Source organism: uncultured Lactobacillus sp., assembly GCF_947367125.1.
In the GTDB taxonomy this organism is placed as follows: Bacteria; Bacillota; Bacilli; order Lactobacillales; family Lactobacillaceae; genus Lactobacillus.
In genome coordinates this window covers 62,188-77,801 of the sequence record NZ_CANBCQ010000002.1, presented here as the reverse complement: position 1 = coordinate 77,801, position 15,614 = coordinate 62,188, and the positions used below count along the sequence as shown (strand labels likewise).

The window sequence follows — 15,614 nt, the reverse complement described above, 5'->3', positions numbered from 1 at the left end:
GTGGCAGAAAAAGAAACTACAAAGAAACTATCTTTGGATAAGATGGTTAAACAAGTCGTAAAAGACGTAAAGAAAGATAAGTCGATCACTGAAGAAGATTTCACTGCTCGTCTGATTAAGCCTTATAACTTACAAGGCAAAGCAGTTGATCAACTGGTACAAGAATTCGAAGACAATGGTATTAGTATTGTCGATGAAAATGGTAGCCCTTCAAAATTAGCCTTAAAGAAGCAAAAAGACGTTGAAAAGGCTGAATTAAAGGATATGTCGGCTCCATCAAGCGTTCGCATGAATGATCCAGTGCGGATGTACTTGAAGGAAATTGGTCGTGTACCACTTCTTACCGCTGATCAAGAAATTGCTCTTGCCAAAAGAATTGAATCTGGGGACGAAGAGGCAAAGCAAGAATTGGCTGAAGCCAACCTTCGTTTGGTAGTTTCTATTGCTAAGCGTTATGTTGGCCGTGGCATGTCATTTCTTGATTTGATTCAAGAAGGTAACATGGGGTTAATGAAAGCTGTTGACAAGTTTGACTATCGTTTAGGCTTTAAGTTTTCTACTTATGCTACTTGGTGGATCAGACAAGCAATTACCCGTGCGATTGCCGATCAAGCTCGTACCATTAGAATTCCAGTTCACATGGTTGAAACTATCAACAAATTGATCAGAATCCAACGTCAATTATTGCAAGACTTAGGACGTGAACCTACACCAGAAGAAATTGGTGCAGAAATGAATATGCCAACCAATAAGGTTCGTGATATTCTAAAAATTGCTCAAGAACCAGTTTCATTGGAAACACCTATCGGTGAAGAAGATGATTCTCACTTAGGTGACTTTATTGAAGATAAGGATGCAACTAGTCCAGAACAACATGCTTCTTATGAAATGTTGAAGGAACAACTTGAGCAAGTGCTTGAGACTTTGACTGATCGTGAAGAAAATGTTTTGCGGTTGCGTTTTGGACTTGATGATGGTCGTACCCGTACTTTGGAAGAAGTAGGGAAGGTATTTGGCGTTACTCGTGAACGTATTCGTCAGATCGAAGCTAAGGCTTTGCGTAAATTACGTCATCCAAGTCGTTCAAACCAATTACGTGACTTCATGGATTAACTTATCAACATTAAAAGAGCTAAGCATTTTGTTGCTTAGCTCTTTTTTTGCATATCGATTTATTGAACTGGGTCTTTGCCGGCTGCTTTAAGGTTATCTTCAATAATTTTCATTGGATTTAACCAAGTGCCGTTGTCTTTCCAATAATACTTACATGGGGTATTATCGTGTTTCTTATCAATGTAATCCTTATCTGTCTTGGTGACTCCTAAATGAATATGAGAACCAGTCAGCTTACCAATTTTTTGTCCTAATTTAACCTTTTGTCCTTTTTTGACATAAATATCGGTGATGCTAAGGAATCCTTCTTGATAGATTTCAACGTAGCCATCATCAGAAATTACCCAAATATAAAGTCCAAGTCCAGGAGCATATTTTACTTTATGAACGGTTCCGGCATGCACTGCATAGACAGGTGAGTGACCAACTTCACTGAAACCAAAATCGTAACCATCATGAAAATAGCTCTTTGTCGGATAGACACGACGAATGACATCAGTTTCGCCAAATTTTTGCCCTGATTTAAAGCTTATCTTCTTTTCGTAAAGCTTTTTAAAAGGATAGCCCCAGGTAACTTTTTGAACTATTTTCTTTTTAGTTTGTTTCTTTTTTTTAACGACATGGGTATGTGGCCGCGAACTATTCATGTTGATATGCCACAAGGGAATAGAGGCAAAAGCTAAAATCGTAATTAAAGCAACTAAAAGTGCAAATTTACTTTCAGTTTTTTTCATTAAAATAGTTCATCTCGCTTCCCGTCAAGCATGTGTTCACTAATTGCTTGTTCAAAAAATACTGGCAAATCATGATCAAAATTATAAGCCAGTTTATGTTTTTGCAATTCTGCAGCTGTCATCCAGGTTAAAGTTCCTTCATCAGATTCTTTGACTGTCCCAGAATATTGTGTAGCGACATAGAAAAAGACCAGATAGCGCTCATCATTATGGTCGTAAAATTGCTTAACCCCAACTAGCTGGGGGTGGCTAATGGTTAATCCTGTTTCTTCTTTTACTTCTCTAACGACAGAATCATGAAAAGATTCATGTGCTTCAACATGTCCGCCAGGAAAGGTAAGTCCTGGCCAGACTGGATCATTGCGATCAAGAACTAAAATTTGATCTTTATTTTTAATCATACACATATTAGTTAATGTGACATTTTCTGTTCTACTCATGTAAAAACCCGCTTTCTGAGACATTATATCAAATAGTAGCCAAATGAGAGCATGAAATATGCTAAAATTTGATTAATCAGACCTTTGACGGAGATGAATAACAGAATTTATGAACTTAAGATTGAATACTTTGGCAAAATTAGTCGATCCTGGTAGTCGGGTAGCTGATATCGGAACTGATCATGCTTATTTGCCAATTGAATTAGTAAAAAACGGCCGAATTGATTATGCAATTGCTAGCGATGTGGCTGAAGGACCATTAGAAAATGCTAAAACAGATATAGCAGAAGCCGGTTTAACTGGGCAAATTGAAACGCGCTTAGGTAATGGCCTAGAGACGGTTACCCATGCTGATGAGATTGATACAGTGGTGATTGCTGGCATGGGCGGCAAATTAATGACTGACATTTTGAATACTGCTTGGAATAAAGATTATCATTTTTACACTTTAGTGCTAGAACCTAATATTGGCGAAGCTGGAGTACGTAATTGGCTAATGATGCATAATTATGAAATCGTTGCTGAAAGACTGATTGCGGAAGCTGGTCATACTTATGAGTTAATTAAGGCCAAATTAACACCAGCCAAGCATGAATTAACTGAAAAAGAAATCTTTTTTGGTCCATTTGTTGTTCAAGAAAAAAATCCAGTTTTTTATCAAAAATGGCAAGGCCAACTAGCTTATTATCAAAAATTATTGCTTAATTTAAATAAGGCTAGAAAAAAGGATGAAGATCGGATTAATGAAGTTGAGCATAATATTGAATTAATTGAAGAGGAACTGAAAAAATGACAAAAGTAAAAGAGATTGTGGCGCGTTTGCGACAAGATTTTCCAGAAGATATTGCTTCAAAAGGGGATCCGGTAGGGATGCAAATTGGTTCAATGGAAGCAGATGTAACTAAAGTGATGACGACTTTGGATGTACGTCCGCAAGTAGTTGAAGAAGCAGTTGAAAAAGGCGTTAACTTTATCGTTAGTCATCACCCGGTGATGTTTAGACCAGCCCGTAACTTGGACTTTAGTAACGCGCAAAATGCCATGTACGGCAATATTATTAAAAATGGGATTACGATTTATTCAATCCATACTAATTCTGACAAGGCTCAAGATGGCTCTGCTGATTGGCAAGCTGAAGAATTAGGCTTAAAAGATGTTGAGCCGTTTTGCTTAGATGATGACGGTATTGCCATGGGCCGCAAAGGTAAATTGCCGAAGACGATGTCTGCCTATGATTTTGCTTATTATGTAAAAGAGAAGATGGGCATTAAAATGGCGCGTTTGATTACTGCAGATAATGACAAGCCAATTACCAGCGTGGGCTTTATTTGCGGAGATGGCGGCAAGCATTGGACTAGAGCCTTAGCTGACCATTTAGATGCTTTTATCACGGGGGATGTTTATTATCATGTGGGCCATGATATGGTTTCCTCAGGATTAACGGTTGTTGATCCAGGGCATTATACTGAAAAGCTATTCAAGTACAAGGTTTATGACCGCCTTAAAAAATGGGATGAAGAAAATAATTGGCATGTGGGCGTTGAACTTTCTGAAGTATCAACTAATCCATTTCAAGATTTGTTTTAATTAAAAGGAGAAACTATGGAATACCCTAATTTATTACCTAGATTTTTAAAATATGTCAAAGTAAATTCACGTTCTGATGAACACTCAGATCGTTTTCCTTCTACTGAAAGAGAAGAAAATTTCCAAAAAAATGTCATTATGAAAGACCTGGAAGAACTAGGTTTAAGTGACATTCATTACAATCAAAAGGCCGGTAGCGTCATCGCTGAAATTCCATCTAACGTTGATTATGATGTGCCAGTAATGGGCTTTTTGGCTCATAGTGATACTGCAGATTTTAATTCAGAGAACGTTAAGCCACAAATTCATGAAAACTATGATGGTGAAAGCAAGATTCAGTTAGGTGATTCTGAATTTTATCTTGATCCTGAAGTTTTCCCACATTTAAAGAATTATAAGGGTCAGACAATCATTACTGCTTCAGGCGATACATTGCTTGGCGGGGATGACAAGTGTGGTGTATCCGAATTAATGACCTTTGCGGAATACTTGATGAACCATCCCGAAGTTAAGCATGGTAAAATTCGCTTAGCTTTCACGCCTGATGAAGAAATTGGTACAGGGGCAGGGCACTTTGATGTTGAAGACTTTGGGGCTGACTTTGCTTATACGGTTGATGGTGAAGCTCCTGGTAAACTTGATTGGGGAACTTTCTCCGCTGCACAATTTAGTCTTGATATTCAAGGGGTTAATGTTCACCCAGCTGTAGCTAAGGGGCAAATGATTAATGCAGTTCAAGTAGGCATTGACTTTCATAATCAATTGCCAGAGCATGACCGTCCAGAACATACCGATGGCCGTGAAGGCTTCTTCCACTTGATGAATTTTGCTGGTACGGTTGATAATGCTCATTTGGACTACATTATTCGTGACTTTGAACGTGATGGCTTGGAAGAGCGGAAGAATTTAGTCAAGTCAATTGTCGACAAGATGAATACGGAATTTGGTACTGAACGAGTCAAGCTGAGGATGTGGGATCAATACTACAACATGGCTGATGAATTAAAGAAGCACATGGATATTGTTGACTTAGCTCGGGATGCCTATAAGGCAGAGGGCCTCGAAATAAACGAAGATCCTGTACGTGGTGGTACAGATGGTTCACAATTGACTTATATGGGTCTTCCATGTCCAAACATCTTTGCTGGAGAAGAGAACATGCATGGCCGCTACGAATATACTGTGCTGGAATCAATGTGGAAAACTGTCGATGTAATGATCAAGATGGCTGAATTAAACGCTGAAAGAGCAAAGTAGTGAAACATTTTTGCTCTAAAAGTAACTAAAAATGATTTTTCAGCATATTAAATAAATGCCGTTAAATTAGGACTTTTATTAGTATGCTTAATAAACTAAAAGTTATACACTAATACTAATAAAATAAGAAAAATGGTCTACATTCCTTATTATGATAGGGATTGTAGACTGTTTGTTTTGCATAATTTTAAGCTAAATAAAATTGTGAAACAAAAGAAAAATTATTCTTGCAAAAAGGATAAGAAGTGAGTAATATAATTACTGTAATAGATAAATAATACAGTATATAAACTAGGAGTTAAGTAAATGGAATTTAAAGATAATATTCCCATTTATCTTCAGATTGAACAATACTTGTATCGCCAAATTGCTTTAGGAAAGCTAACCGCTGGTGAGAAAATTCCTTCTGTGCGAAAACTTGCCTTGGAATTAACCGTTAATGTTAATACGGTCCAAAGAGCGTTGCAACAAATGAACAGTCAAGGAATTCTCTATACTAAGCGTGGCGAAGGGAATTTTGTTACTGAAGATACTCAGTTATTAGCTGAAACTAAGCAATCATTGATTAATAATGAATTGGAGCAATTTGTCCAAAATATGGAAAGATTTGGGATTAAAAAAGTTGAATTAGTTTCAACGTTAGAGAATTATTTGAAAGACGAAGGGGATCAGCATGAATGATTTATTAACTGTTAAAGATGTAAGTTACAAGAAAAATCAAAAATTAGTCTTGCAAAATGTTAATTTGAAGCTAAATTCCGGTAAAATTGTTGCCTTATTAGGTGAAAATGGTGCTGGTAAAACCACTTTGATGCGAATTATTGCGGGTGTAGCTAAAAACTATAAGGGTGAGATTAACATTGAAGGAGCAACTAAAGAAGCCGAAAGAAAGGCAAAATTATCTTTTACCGATGGCTTAACTGGCTTTAGTGATTCAACCAAGATTAAGGAAGTAGTTAAGTTTTACGCAACGATCTTTGAAGATTTTGATGAAAATGAATTTGATGAATTGCGCCAGTTTATGAAATTAGATCCTGAGATGAAGTTGAGTCAATTGTCTCGCGGGATGCGTGAAAAATTGATCATTGCCTTAACTTTTTCACGTAAGGCAGATTTATATTTGCTTGATGAACCTTTTGGTGGAATTGATGCTATGGCTAGAAAAAAGATTATTAATTCCATTATTTTGTGGAAGGATGAAAAAGCAACCATCTTAATTTCAGATCACTTTGTCAATGAAATTTCATCATTGCTTGATGAAGTGGTTATTGTAAAAGATCATACCGTTTTGGAACACAAGTCAGCAGATGACATTCGTCAAACGCATAAGTCAATCGAAGAATACTATGAAAGTTTTTATGCAGATGAGGATGATGAATAATGACTAGTTTTAACACATTGTTTAATCGAATGTTTCAAGAAAAAAGCAAGTCAGTCTATTTAATCTTCTTAATTCAAGCCTTTGCTAGTTTATGTTTTACAATTATTGGTTTTGTTTCGGGAAATGGTACACCAGAATTTGTTAATGGAAAAGATACTAGTTCTGTCAATGTGATTGTTGCTTTTCTCGCTGTATTTGCAGTAATGATGCTGATAACGTCATTTATCGCTGATTTTGTTTATTGGATTATTTCTTCAATCAAGAATGAAAAAATTAATCGCAGTCAAACTTGGCGCTTGATTCCGGTAACTGATACTAAGTTTTTGCTTAGCAATTTTGGGACAGCATTTTTAACTTATATTTGGTTAGGAATTTTAGAAGCGGTCACGATAATCGTTACTCTTTTGCCGATGTTGTCTGATCAAGATGTGCGCAAGGCAATAGGTCAGGCTAGCATCCATCTTTCAGCAAGAGACTGGCAAACAATGCTCGGAAGTTTGCTGCTAATCATTTTTATTGGCTATGCTTGGTACGCAATTGTAAGTTTGCTTAACCTAGCAAGCCGCAGCATTATTGATTTTTTGCCAGGTGGCTCAAGTAAAGTATGGACCTTTATTATTAGAGTAATTGTAATTATTGCAATTATTTGGATTTTAGGCCATGCGGTAACAATTATCTTTTCAGTCTTAGGAAAGTTTAGTCCTTTTATGGTCAACAGCCAGGATATTAACTATGCCACTACGATTCTTCAATTCTTGGTCTTTGATGTTGTGATTACTTTGATCGATATCTTGCTTTTGAATAAATTCGTAGAAGCAAAACAGAATTAGGAGTTTTTTATGGCAAATTTTAAGACCTTGTTTAAGCAAATGTTTGTGCAAAAAAGGCGCTACGCTAACTTAGTTTTGTTATTACAAGTTTTTGCAGTCCTTTTTTTGCTGGTAATGGCTCTGTTAGATAAAAGCAATTTAGCTTATCTCAATATTAGTAAGGACAGTAATTGGCTAGATCGTTTGCTTAGTGCAGGAATGATCACAACGCCGATTGCCGATGTGATTTTTGTTGGTCTGCTTTGCTGGCAAAATGAAAAAATCAACCTCAGTCAAACTTGGCAGCTAGCTCCAGCTTCAAGTGTCAAAATCTGGCTGATTAATATGCTTTCTAGTTTAGTTGAATGTATCTATATTTTTGTAATTCAAGTCATTTTAGGCTTCGTTGCTGCTATGATTGATAATTTAAGTCATCATTATTCACTGCTTCATGACTTAGTTGATGCTAAAGTTACTTGGGCAGATGCTAGTTCATTAATTGAATTTCTATTGTTCTTAACTGGAATGGTTTTAGTTATTATGATTTTTGTCAGCTTTGCCAATTTTTTGACGAAAGTAATTGTTGATCAATTGCCAGTTAACAATAATATTGTCATTAAGTTATTTGTGATGGCAGTGATTGTGATTATTGCAATCTTGATTGCTGAACAGCTAAACGAACAAATTACTGCTATGTATTTGCATCGTTTTGCCAAAGAAGCAGCATATGATCCATTTGGTATTTCAGCGGTTGAGTACTTTACAGGAGCAATTGTTTTAGGAACAATCGACAGCTACTTAATGAGTAAATTTGTCGAACCTAAGATAATTAATCGTTAATTGAAGGGGAGGGGTAGATAGTGACGAATTTTTGGACCTTGTTTAGGCAAATGTGGACGCAAAAAAGAAAATTTATTTATTTGGTTTTCTTAATTAATATCTTTGCTGTAGTATTTTTATCAGGTTATTTTCTTCTTTTCAAAAATTGGAATGGTCTAGCAAATCTGCCGTCTAAAAATTTAGGGCAGTTCTGGCGCAATAATTTTGCTGATGTGACTTTATATATTGATTTTGCCTTTTGTGCGATTACATGTTGGCAAAATGAAAAAATTAATCTGAGTCAAACTTGGCATTTAGCAGCTAGCGACGAACGAAAAACATACTTAGCTAATATATTTAGTAGCTTGCTGGCATGTGGTTATTTCTTTTTGTTGCAAGAAATCGTTAATAGTCTGTTGCTGATCCCTAGTTGCGGGGCAGACAGTTTTGCTCAAGCATTTCGTGAGTTTGGTCTGTATCCAATTAAAACGGTTCCCGGCGTTGAAATAACTAGCAATCAAATGCTTGCTTTTCATTGGTTGTTTATCATTTTGATAATTTTAATTATTTACTTCTTTGTCAGCTTTGCCAATTTTAGTTCGCGAGTAATTACTGATTTCTTGCCGTTTAAGAGTACAGTTTGGGCTCGCTTGTTAATTATCGCAATTTTGGTAATTGTCGCAGCTTACTGCGGCATGATCTTTATGTCTAAGTTACATGGCTTTGTTGATAAGAGTCCAAATTTACAAGCAACCGATCCAATCTGGTTAGATGATTTATGCTTGTTTATTGTTAGCCTTGTTTTCGGTATTTTGAATCTAGTACTCGTGAAGAAATATCTTGAACCCAAAATAGATTAATTAATGCAAAAAAAGAGCTTCATTCCAATCAAGAAATGAAGCTCTTTTTTGTAGATAACTAAGCATTTGCTGACATGTAATCATAAAGCTGATTTACTTCTTCGGCTGTGAATTGTCCATCGCCAACTTTCATGGCGTGAACTTTTTCAACTGAGAGGTGACTAGCAAAGGCTAGGTCAGTGTCATTAACATGGTGTTTTACTTGAAAATTGATAATTGCATCAGATAATTCTTCTTGCTCATTCATAATAATTTCTCCTTACCCTCTAATTTTAATCAAATTGAGATAAAAAATAAAATTTTTTGCAAAGTCATTGATTAAAATGTTTTCCATTGCGTAAATGGCCAATACCTGAAGACGACTCGGCCAACTAATGCGCTGCGCTTAACAAAACCGAAGTAACGTGAATCTTTGGAAACATCGCGGTGATCACCCATCACGAAATAACTATTCTTAGGTACCCGTTCCTTTAAAGTGAAATTGTTAGTGTAAAGTTCACCTAATTTATGGGCTTTTCGTTGGTAGCCGTTGTTTAAGTAAGGTTCAGCGACTTGTTTGCCATTAATATAGAGCTTGTCATTTTTTGAAGTAACCATATCACCAGGAGTACCGATGATTCGTTTGATGTAGAGCGCGCCTTTTTGATCAGGTGCTTTCAGAATTACGATATCATTTCGCTTAGGGGTGAAATGACGGACCGCAATTAAACGATCACCGTTTTCAAAAGTAGGCTGCATTGAAGGCCCGGATACAGTTTCATTTGAAAGGAAAAAGCTAAAAATAAAGTAGTAAATTCCCATCAAAATCGCAAACATAATAATTATGTCTAAAACAAAACGGCCGACACTCTCGTCCTCTTGTTTATTTTTGGTTTGTGCCATGAAAAAAATCTCCTTTGTATGCTAGTTTTATTATAACTGAATTCTCAGCCATTGAATGGTAAAATCATATTAAGGTATTTAGATATGACAAAATTTTTGACAAAATTAAACAAATTAGCACAAGAAGTAAATCATCCGGTAATTCAACGTCAAGTTGAAGAGATAATGCAGATTGATCAGCAGGTCAAACTAGGGCAGCCGTTGACGGCAGCTCCTGGTAAGTTGGGGCTACTTCCGGATGAGTTTGAAGATATTTTAAAAGAGATTGGCCAGGATAAAAAGCAAACTTTGACCGATTTAAATAATTTATTTAATAATTTTCGCCAGTATCTGTCCTTGCAATATGGCATCTGGTCGTTGGCTAATCTGCAGACGGCACAGTTAATTAAAGATGAACTGCATGTTCAAACTGCCTTAGAGATTATGGCCGGCAATGCCTATTGGTCACGGGCATTAGCTTGGGTAGGGATTAAAACGCGTAGTACAGATTCCTTAGAGTGGGCCAGGACTTCGACTACCGGAGCTAAGCCATTTTATCCAGTCGAGAATTTAACGGCTGATCAAGCAATCATGAAGTATCATGACGTTGACTTAATTCTCTGCTCCTGGTCGCCAAATTTTGGTCATGGCGATCTAGACACGATTGCAGCTTGGCAAAAAAATAATCCTAGCAGCCATTTGCTCTTTATCGGTGAACAAAATGGGGCGACTAATTCGCCTGAATTCTGGCACCACGATCATTTTAAAAATAGTGCAGCTTTGACAAAGATTAATCGGTCTTTGTCCAGCTTTGATTTTATTGATGAACAGGTATTTGAAATTAACAATGAATTTTAAGAGAACTTTTTTATTGCTGCTGCCGTTGTTAGCTTTTTTAGGAATTGGCACCATGCTTTCCAACGTTGAATCTAGTTACGCTGATGAACTCCTTGAAGCACATGGGTTAACTAATGATACGCGCTATTTTAGGATTAATAGTGACGAAAAAATTAGTTCCTTGCTCAAATATTTGGATAAAAAATATGCTCATCATCAGATTCAGCTTCACCTAGACAATAACTATGAAAAAAAGCAGGTACTTGTTTGGGCAAATCACGCCGCAACCAGCCTGCCTACTGAAAGCGGGCGCTATTTTGCACCTGATGATTTTAAGGGGCAAATTTCTTTTGCTGTCCTTGGCCCAGCGGCGAAGCTTGACTTATTAGATGTCCAGAATAATAAATATATTGTGTTGAATTCAAATTATTATTCAGTGATTGGTGAGTTAAAAGATTATCCGCAAATGGAAATGGATAAGTATTATCTAAGTACTGGGGTGGATCAACCAACTGCTAAAGCTAAGCTTAAGAATTACCGCATTGTCATCGATGCGGCACCAGCGGTAATTAGCAAAATTGCTAAGCATTATCATGCCAAGCTGCATGTTCCTTCCTTTGTGCAAGAGCACCATCGTGACCGTTTGTCGGTAGTGCCAGATATTTTAATGCTGGTTGCATTTTTGCTGTTGGGGATGCTGACGAATATGATGCTCGCCATGGGAATTAAGCGTCAGGCGCGTTTAACCAGATTACACGGCGATTTATTACGTAACTGGGTAATTAACCGCAGTGCCCGTTTATTCTTGACAGAGGCTGCTTTTGCCTTTGCTGCATATATCTTTTTAAGATGGCATGCCTTTTATTCAACTTATGGCTCGTTAGTAATCACAATGACTGTTTCCTGGTTAATCATGATTTTGACATTTTGTGGCATGATTTGGTACTTAATGAGAAAGGACAAGAAAGTTGTTAAATCTACCAAGTGAATTTAAAGCTAAATATGAAAAATTATTGGGAAATGAAGAAGCACAGCAGCTTTTTAGGGCAATGAATGAAGATAGCAAAAAGGCTTTTCGCCTTAATACTTTAAAGCCGGCTAAGGTTTCATATGATCTGAGTCAGTCTGTGCCTCAGATAGATTCAGCCTATTATGGCGAAGTAGCTGGAGACGATCCTGAGTGGGTTAGTGGCAGCGTTTATTCTCAAGATCCTGCTGCCATGTTCCCCGCAGCTATTAGCGGTGTAAAGCCAGGCGATCAAGTATTAGACTTGTGTGCTGCTCCAGGTGGGAAGACTACGGCCTTAGCCGAGCAGTTAAAGGGCGAAGGGCTTTTGGTCGCTAACGAAATTTCAGTCACTAGAGCGAAAGCTTTAAGAGAAAATCTTGAACGCTGGGGCATTACTAACGCTTTAATTACAAATGAAAGTCCGGGAAAATTAGCACCAGCTTTTCCAGAATTTTTTGATGTGATCTTGGTTGATGCACCATGTAGTGGGGAAGGAATGTTCAGAAAAAATCCCGAAGCCATTGACTATTGGTCGCAAGATTACGTCATGACTTGCCAAGAGCGGCAAGAAGATATTCTTAATGAAGCAGTTAAAATGCTTAAGCCAGGCGGACGGTTGATTTATTCAACTTGTACTTTTGCCCCTGAAGAAGATGAACAAATTGTTAGCGGGTTGGTTAAGCAACATGGCTTGGCAATTTTAGATTCGGGGATTCAGGATGAGCGTATCAGTGTTGGTCATCCTGAATGGGCTGATGGTAATCCTGACTTAGTTAAGACCTTGCGTTTTTGGCCGCAAGACGACGTAGGTGAAGGTCAATTTGCGGCTGTGTTGCAAAAAGCCGGTGAAGTTAAGTTGGTTAAAAAGGCTAAAAATAAAAAGAATAAGCGCGATCCATATCGGATAAGCAAGAGTGAAATAGAGTTAGTTGATCAAGTAATTAGCAAGTTTAACTTACCGGCTGCTTTAACTGATTGGCGCAATAAAGCTAAAGTGCGCAATGAACATGTTTTTGTGCCGGCGATTGAATTACCAGCTAAGAGCAAGCTGCATGTGGTTAATAATGGCGTAGAATTAGGGATGCTGAAGAAAAAGCGATTTGAGCCAGGACATCAATTAGCAGAAGTTTTGGGTCAGGTAAAACAAGAGCGCATTTATGAATTAAAAACAATTGAAGACTACCGCAGTTATCTACATGGTGAAACGGTCAAGGTGAATAGTGACTTGCGCGGATTTGTTTTAGTTAGTTATCAGCGCATGATTTTTAGTTTTGGTAAAATTGCAGGCAATCAAGTGTTAAAGAATTTCTATCCTAAGGGATTAAGAAAGTAATATATTCTAGATTATGTAAAAAAGACGGCTGAGTTTGGTTCAGCTGTCTTTTTGATCTATCATTAATAATGAAGTATGTTATTATAACTCAATTAAAGATCAAATTGCTCAAGGTGGATTAGGTTTAAAAAAAGAAAATAACAAGAATAATCAACAAGGCCTAAAATTGGGCGATGAAATTGATGCTGATATTAGATTAGATGCAAGCAATGGGTCTGATACCCATGACAATAGAGACATAAATCGAGAGGGACAACTGGCTAAGTATATTACTTGGTCAAATACTAGTAATCAAAATAAAGTCACGGTTACTTATAGTAATTTAAAAAACTCATCTTATATTGATTAGTATGGTACTGAACATGCGATTACTAAAATTGAGAGAACATTTAATGGTTTTACATCAAAGTTAAATAATGGACGCGATGGGATTTTGTCGTGTCTAAATTAATTGATCAATTTGATTTTTTAAAGGTAAATCATAGTACTTCTTAATCTCTGGTAAAGAAGCCAAACTAGTTTTACCATAAACAGCAATGAGTGCTGCTAATTCATTCTTCCAGTTGGCAATCAAATCTGCTAATCCTGCTTCACCGTGTTCATTGAATTCCTGCAAGAACACGTTAGAGATGCCGACATATTGTCCACCTAAAGTTAGGCCCTTTAAGACGTCTAATGGATTACGGACACCACCTGAAACAATAAAATTAACGTCTTCTTTTTGCACCATTAAAGCTGAGACCACAGTTGGTAAGCCGATATCTTCGAGGTAGGAGACATCATTTGGATTCCGGGCATTTTCGATTTGGGCAAAATTAGTGCCACCGCTACCGGCAATGTCAAAATACTGAATTCCTTCATTTTTTAGAGTATGAATAGTAGCTTGATCTAAGCCAAAGCCGACTTCTTTAATAATGATTGGAACTTCTACTTGATCACGAATTTCTTTAATCTGATTAAGCCAGTGGAAATCTCGATCACCTTCCGGCATGGCAACTTCTTGCACAGTATTTAAGTGAATTTGAAGGGCATCAGCGTTTAATTCTTGAATAATCGCTTTAACAGCTGCAACAGGGGTTGCCGGATTGACGTTAACGATTAACACACCATCTGGATCTTCAGCTCTAGCAACAGCAAAACTATCAATTTGCTCTTTTTCTTTAGCTAAAATACTAGCCGAACCTAAGGCGAGGGCGATCTTTTCTTGGTTAGCAATCTTTCCTAAAGCTTGATTAATAATCTTAGATTGAGGGGAGCCCCCCGTCATTGCATTAATAAAAAAGGGTGCAGCTACACTCTTTTGAAACATGCTGGTTGTTAAAATTTTGGGATCAACCTTAGTCTCTGGCAAAGCAGGGCGCAACAAGTTCAGCTGATCAAAACTATTATAATTTTCTTTATTAAAAAACATCTGAGCTAACTTCAGATGTTCTTCTTTTCTTTCAGATCTAATTGACATCGAATTCTCCCTTAATGGGTCATAGTAATTTGATGAACTCTAAAATTGAGGGGCATAATTCCGTTGTGACGCCATTCACTCTCAAGGGCGTCAACGTCAGTATTGGCATCAGTGATCACAATTCCACAATCACCATTACCAGCACCAGAAGTTTTAGCAGCGCCGCCAAAACTTTCGGCAATTTTAATTAATTGCGTTAAACGTGGAATCTCGATTGCAATTTGATTAATTTTAGCAAAGTGTTGCAATAACTTACGGTTAGCACGAATTTGTTGCTTAATTAAAGCAATGTTATTAGCTTCAAAACCTTGCACCATCTTTAATACGCAAGCTCTTGAAGCAGCTAAAAAGTTCTTATATTCCATGTTTAAAGCTGCTTTATTGGCATTAGTTTCATCAACTAAGCGGGAAGTAGAAGCCGGCTTTTGACTCCAGCCGATCATGAGTTTCATTTCTTTAGGTGGGGTAAGCAATTCAACTTTTAAGCCAGGCCAAGCTTCATTAACTACTTGCACTAAAGTCTTGTTTGCTAATTCCTTTTTGAGCCACTTTTTGTCAAAAGTTTGATAAGCTAACCAACCGCCATAAACGCTGGCAGCAATGTCGCCAGCTGAGCCATTTCCTTGGACTGAGTAGTGCGAAATTGCTGATAGCTTATAGACTAACTCATTACTCATTTCTACGCCGTAGAAGCGCAAAATTGCCTTTACCGTGGCTACGGTGACTGCGGCACTAGAACCTAAGCCGTATTTCTTGCCATCAGCCGAGTCCAAGTCGGAATTGACGTGCAAGTCATAGACTTTCATCTTGATGTTTTGTTCAATACAATATTGTTCAGTAAATGAAATAGCCGATAAGATGTATTCAAAGGGGTTGTCACGGTTGTCGATCACCATCTTGGAGCCTTGACGAACCCAATGAATTGAATCTTGTGAGTATTGTTTAGAGTGAATTAAACCGGTTGTTCCTTTACTCTTAGTAATTGAAACACGGACAAACTGATTAACGGCTACTAAAATTGCGGGGCAATCTTGCTCCAGCACTGCATATTCCCCGGCAATGTATAATTTTCCGGGCGCTTTTTCTGTTATCAAAAGAACTAAATCCTCGAATCT

Annotated in this window: 19 protein-coding genes; 13 read left to right on the top strand and 6 right to left on the bottom strand. The window is 37.3% G+C overall.

Features of this window, described 5'->3' with window-relative positions; genetic code table 11:
• Entirely contained in the window at positions 1–1,113 is a 1,113-nt protein-coding gene (gene rpoD / locus Q0Y84_RS01385) for an RNA polymerase sigma factor RpoD (protein WP_297950064.1), read from the top strand.
• 59 nt (positions 1,114–1,172) lie between these two features.
• On the opposite strand, the gene Q0Y84_RS01380 is transcribed toward rpoD, so the two are convergent.
• Positions 1,173–1,847, bottom strand: a complete 675-nt coding sequence (locus Q0Y84_RS01380; protein WP_297950062.1) for a M23 family metallopeptidase — start codon at positions 1,845–1,847, stop codon at positions 1,173–1,175.
• The gene (locus Q0Y84_RS01375; RefSeq protein ID WP_297950060.1) at positions 1,847–2,287 is read right to left on the bottom strand and encodes an 8-oxo-dGTP diphosphatase; all 441 of its coding nucleotides are present in this window, start codon (positions 2,285–2,287) and stop codon (positions 1,847–1,849) included. The genes Q0Y84_RS01380 and Q0Y84_RS01375 overlap by 1 nt, the downstream gene beginning before the upstream one ends.
• 109 nt (positions 2,288–2,396) lie before the next feature.
• On the opposite strand from Q0Y84_RS01375, the gene Q0Y84_RS01370 reads away from it, so the two are divergent.
• The 8 genes from Q0Y84_RS01370 (at position 2,397) to Q0Y84_RS01335 (ending at position 9,000) form a co-directional block, all read left to right on the top strand.
• Positions 2,397–3,080, top strand: a complete 684-nt coding sequence (locus Q0Y84_RS01370) for a class I SAM-dependent methyltransferase (protein ID WP_297950058.1) — start codon at positions 2,397–2,399, stop codon at positions 3,078–3,080.
• Complete coding sequence (locus tag Q0Y84_RS01365; RefSeq protein WP_297950056.1) at positions 3,077–3,874, top strand: Nif3-like dinuclear metal center hexameric protein; 798 nt, start codon at positions 3,077–3,079, stop codon at positions 3,872–3,874. Before Q0Y84_RS01370 ends, Q0Y84_RS01365 begins: the two co-directional genes overlap by 4 nt.
• A gap of 15 nt (positions 3,875–3,889) precedes the next feature.
• Positions 3,890–5,131 (top strand): peptidase T, encoded by a 1,242-nt coding sequence (gene pepT / locus Q0Y84_RS01360; protein WP_297950054.1) that lies wholly within the window; start codon positions 3,890–3,892, stop codon positions 5,129–5,131.
• A gap of 306 nt (positions 5,132–5,437) precedes the next feature.
• On the top strand, positions 5,438–5,812 hold the full coding sequence (locus Q0Y84_RS01355; protein ID WP_297950052.1) for a GntR family transcriptional regulator: 375 nt from the start codon (positions 5,438–5,440) through the stop codon (positions 5,810–5,812).
• Entirely contained in the window at positions 5,805–6,512 is a 708-nt protein-coding gene (locus tag Q0Y84_RS01350; RefSeq protein WP_297950050.1) for an ABC transporter ATP-binding protein, read from the top strand. The genes Q0Y84_RS01355 and Q0Y84_RS01350 overlap by 8 nt, the downstream gene beginning before the upstream one ends.
• The gene (locus Q0Y84_RS01345) at positions 6,512–7,342 is read left to right on the top strand and encodes an ABC transporter permease (RefSeq protein ID WP_297950048.1); all 831 of its coding nucleotides are present in this window, start codon (positions 6,512–6,514) and stop codon (positions 7,340–7,342) included. Before Q0Y84_RS01350 ends, Q0Y84_RS01345 begins: the two co-directional genes overlap by 1 nt.
• Positions 7,343–7,351: 9 nt before the next feature.
• A complete protein-coding gene (locus Q0Y84_RS01340; protein WP_297950046.1) occupies positions 7,352–8,161 on the top strand; it encodes an ABC transporter permease in 810 nt (269 codons plus the stop codon).
• 20 nt (positions 8,162–8,181) lie between these two features.
• A complete protein-coding gene (locus Q0Y84_RS01335) occupies positions 8,182–9,000 on the top strand; it encodes a hypothetical protein (RefSeq protein ID WP_297950044.1) in 819 nt (272 codons plus the stop codon).
• A gap of 58 nt (positions 9,001–9,058) precedes the next feature.
• Here the strand turns inward: Q0Y84_RS01335 and Q0Y84_RS01330 are convergent, their stop codons facing one another.
• Entirely contained in the window at positions 9,059–9,247 is a 189-nt protein-coding gene (locus Q0Y84_RS01330) for an LBP_cg2779 family protein (protein ID WP_005719704.1), read from the bottom strand.
• Positions 9,248–9,318: 71 nt separating this feature from the next.
• A complete protein-coding gene (gene lepB / locus Q0Y84_RS01325) occupies positions 9,319–9,882 on the bottom strand; it encodes a signal peptidase I (RefSeq protein ID WP_297950035.1) in 564 nt (187 codons plus the stop codon).
• 84 nt (positions 9,883–9,966) lie between these two features.
• Here lepB and Q0Y84_RS01320 point away from each other — a divergent pair, with 84 nt between their 5' ends.
• The 4 genes from Q0Y84_RS01320 to Q0Y84_RS01305 all read left to right on the top strand — a co-directional run bounded on the left by Q0Y84_RS01320 (position 9,967) and on the right by Q0Y84_RS01305 (position 13,389).
• Positions 9,967–10,719, top strand: a complete 753-nt coding sequence (locus Q0Y84_RS01320) for an SAM-dependent methyltransferase (protein WP_297950033.1) — start codon at positions 9,967–9,969, stop codon at positions 10,717–10,719.
• Entirely contained in the window at positions 10,709–11,686 is a 978-nt protein-coding gene (locus Q0Y84_RS01315) for an ABC transporter permease (RefSeq protein WP_297950030.1), read from the top strand. The genes Q0Y84_RS01320 and Q0Y84_RS01315 overlap by 11 nt, the downstream gene beginning before the upstream one ends.
• The gene (locus Q0Y84_RS01310) at positions 11,667–13,040 is read left to right on the top strand and encodes an RsmF rRNA methyltransferase first C-terminal domain-containing protein (protein WP_297950028.1); all 1,374 of its coding nucleotides are present in this window, start codon (positions 11,667–11,669) and stop codon (positions 13,038–13,040) included. Before Q0Y84_RS01315 ends, Q0Y84_RS01310 begins: the two co-directional genes overlap by 20 nt.
• A gap of 166 nt (positions 13,041–13,206) precedes the next feature.
• Entirely contained in the window at positions 13,207–13,389 is a 183-nt protein-coding gene (locus Q0Y84_RS01305; protein ID WP_297950026.1) for a hypothetical protein, read from the top strand.
• Positions 13,390–13,482: 93 nt separating this feature from the next.
• Here the strand turns inward: Q0Y84_RS01305 and fni are convergent, their stop codons facing one another.
• Together fni and Q0Y84_RS01295 are read right to left on the bottom strand one after the other, a co-directional pair.
• Positions 13,483–14,499, bottom strand: a complete 1,017-nt coding sequence (gene fni / locus Q0Y84_RS01300; protein WP_297950024.1) for a type 2 isopentenyl-diphosphate Delta-isomerase — start codon at positions 14,497–14,499, stop codon at positions 13,483–13,485.
• Between the two features lie 11 nt (positions 14,500–14,510).
• Positions 14,511–15,593: a phosphomevalonate kinase gene (locus Q0Y84_RS01295; RefSeq protein ID WP_297950022.1), complete on the bottom strand. Its 1,083-nt coding sequence runs from the start codon at positions 15,591–15,593 to the stop codon at positions 14,511–14,513.
• Between the last annotated feature and the right edge of the window lie 21 nt (positions 15,594–15,614).

What these genes read in the sequence shown, in the direction of transcription:
- Q0Y84_RS01340 (WP_297950046.1), top strand. Translation starts at nt 7,352, where the DNA reads ATGGCAAATTTTAAGACCTTGTTTAAGCAAATGTTTGTGCAAAAAAGG.
- Q0Y84_RS01330 (WP_005719704.1), bottom strand. Translation starts at nt 9,247, where the DNA reads ATGAATGAGCAAGAAGAATTATCTGATGCAATTATCAATTTTCAAGTA.
- Q0Y84_RS01365 (WP_297950056.1), top strand. Translation starts at nt 3,077, where the DNA reads ATGACAAAAGTAAAAGAGATTGTGGCGCGTTTGCGACAAGATTTTCCA.
- Q0Y84_RS01375 (WP_297950060.1), bottom strand. Translation starts at nt 2,287, where the DNA reads ATGAGTAGAACAGAAAATGTCACATTAACTAATATGTGTATGATTAAA.
- Q0Y84_RS01370 (WP_297950058.1), top strand. Translation starts at nt 2,397, where the DNA reads ATGAACTTAAGATTGAATACTTTGGCAAAATTAGTCGATCCTGGTAGT.
- pepT (WP_297950054.1), top strand. Translation starts at nt 3,890, where the DNA reads ATGGAATACCCTAATTTATTACCTAGATTTTTAAAATATGTCAAAGTA.
- Q0Y84_RS01380 (WP_297950062.1), bottom strand. Translation starts at nt 1,847, where the DNA reads ATGAAAAAAACTGAAAGTAAATTTGCACTTTTAGTTGCTTTAATTACG.
- Q0Y84_RS01345 (WP_297950048.1), top strand. Translation starts at nt 6,512, where the DNA reads ATGACTAGTTTTAACACATTGTTTAATCGAATGTTTCAAGAAAAAAGC.
- Q0Y84_RS01315 (WP_297950030.1), top strand. Translation starts at nt 10,709, where the DNA reads ATGAATTTTAAGAGAACTTTTTTATTGCTGCTGCCGTTGTTAGCTTTT.
- Q0Y84_RS01320 (WP_297950033.1), top strand. Translation starts at nt 9,967, where the DNA reads ATGACAAAATTTTTGACAAAATTAAACAAATTAGCACAAGAAGTAAAT.
- Q0Y84_RS01350 (WP_297950050.1), top strand. Translation starts at nt 5,805, where the DNA reads ATGAATGATTTATTAACTGTTAAAGATGTAAGTTACAAGAAAAATCAA.
- Q0Y84_RS01355 (WP_297950052.1), top strand. Translation starts at nt 5,438, where the DNA reads ATGGAATTTAAAGATAATATTCCCATTTATCTTCAGATTGAACAATAC.
- lepB (WP_297950035.1), bottom strand. Translation starts at nt 9,882, where the DNA reads ATGGCACAAACCAAAAATAAACAAGAGGACGAGAGTGTCGGCCGTTTT.
- fni (WP_297950024.1), bottom strand. Translation starts at nt 14,499, where the DNA reads ATGTCAATTAGATCTGAAAGAAAAGAAGAACATCTGAAGTTAGCTCAG.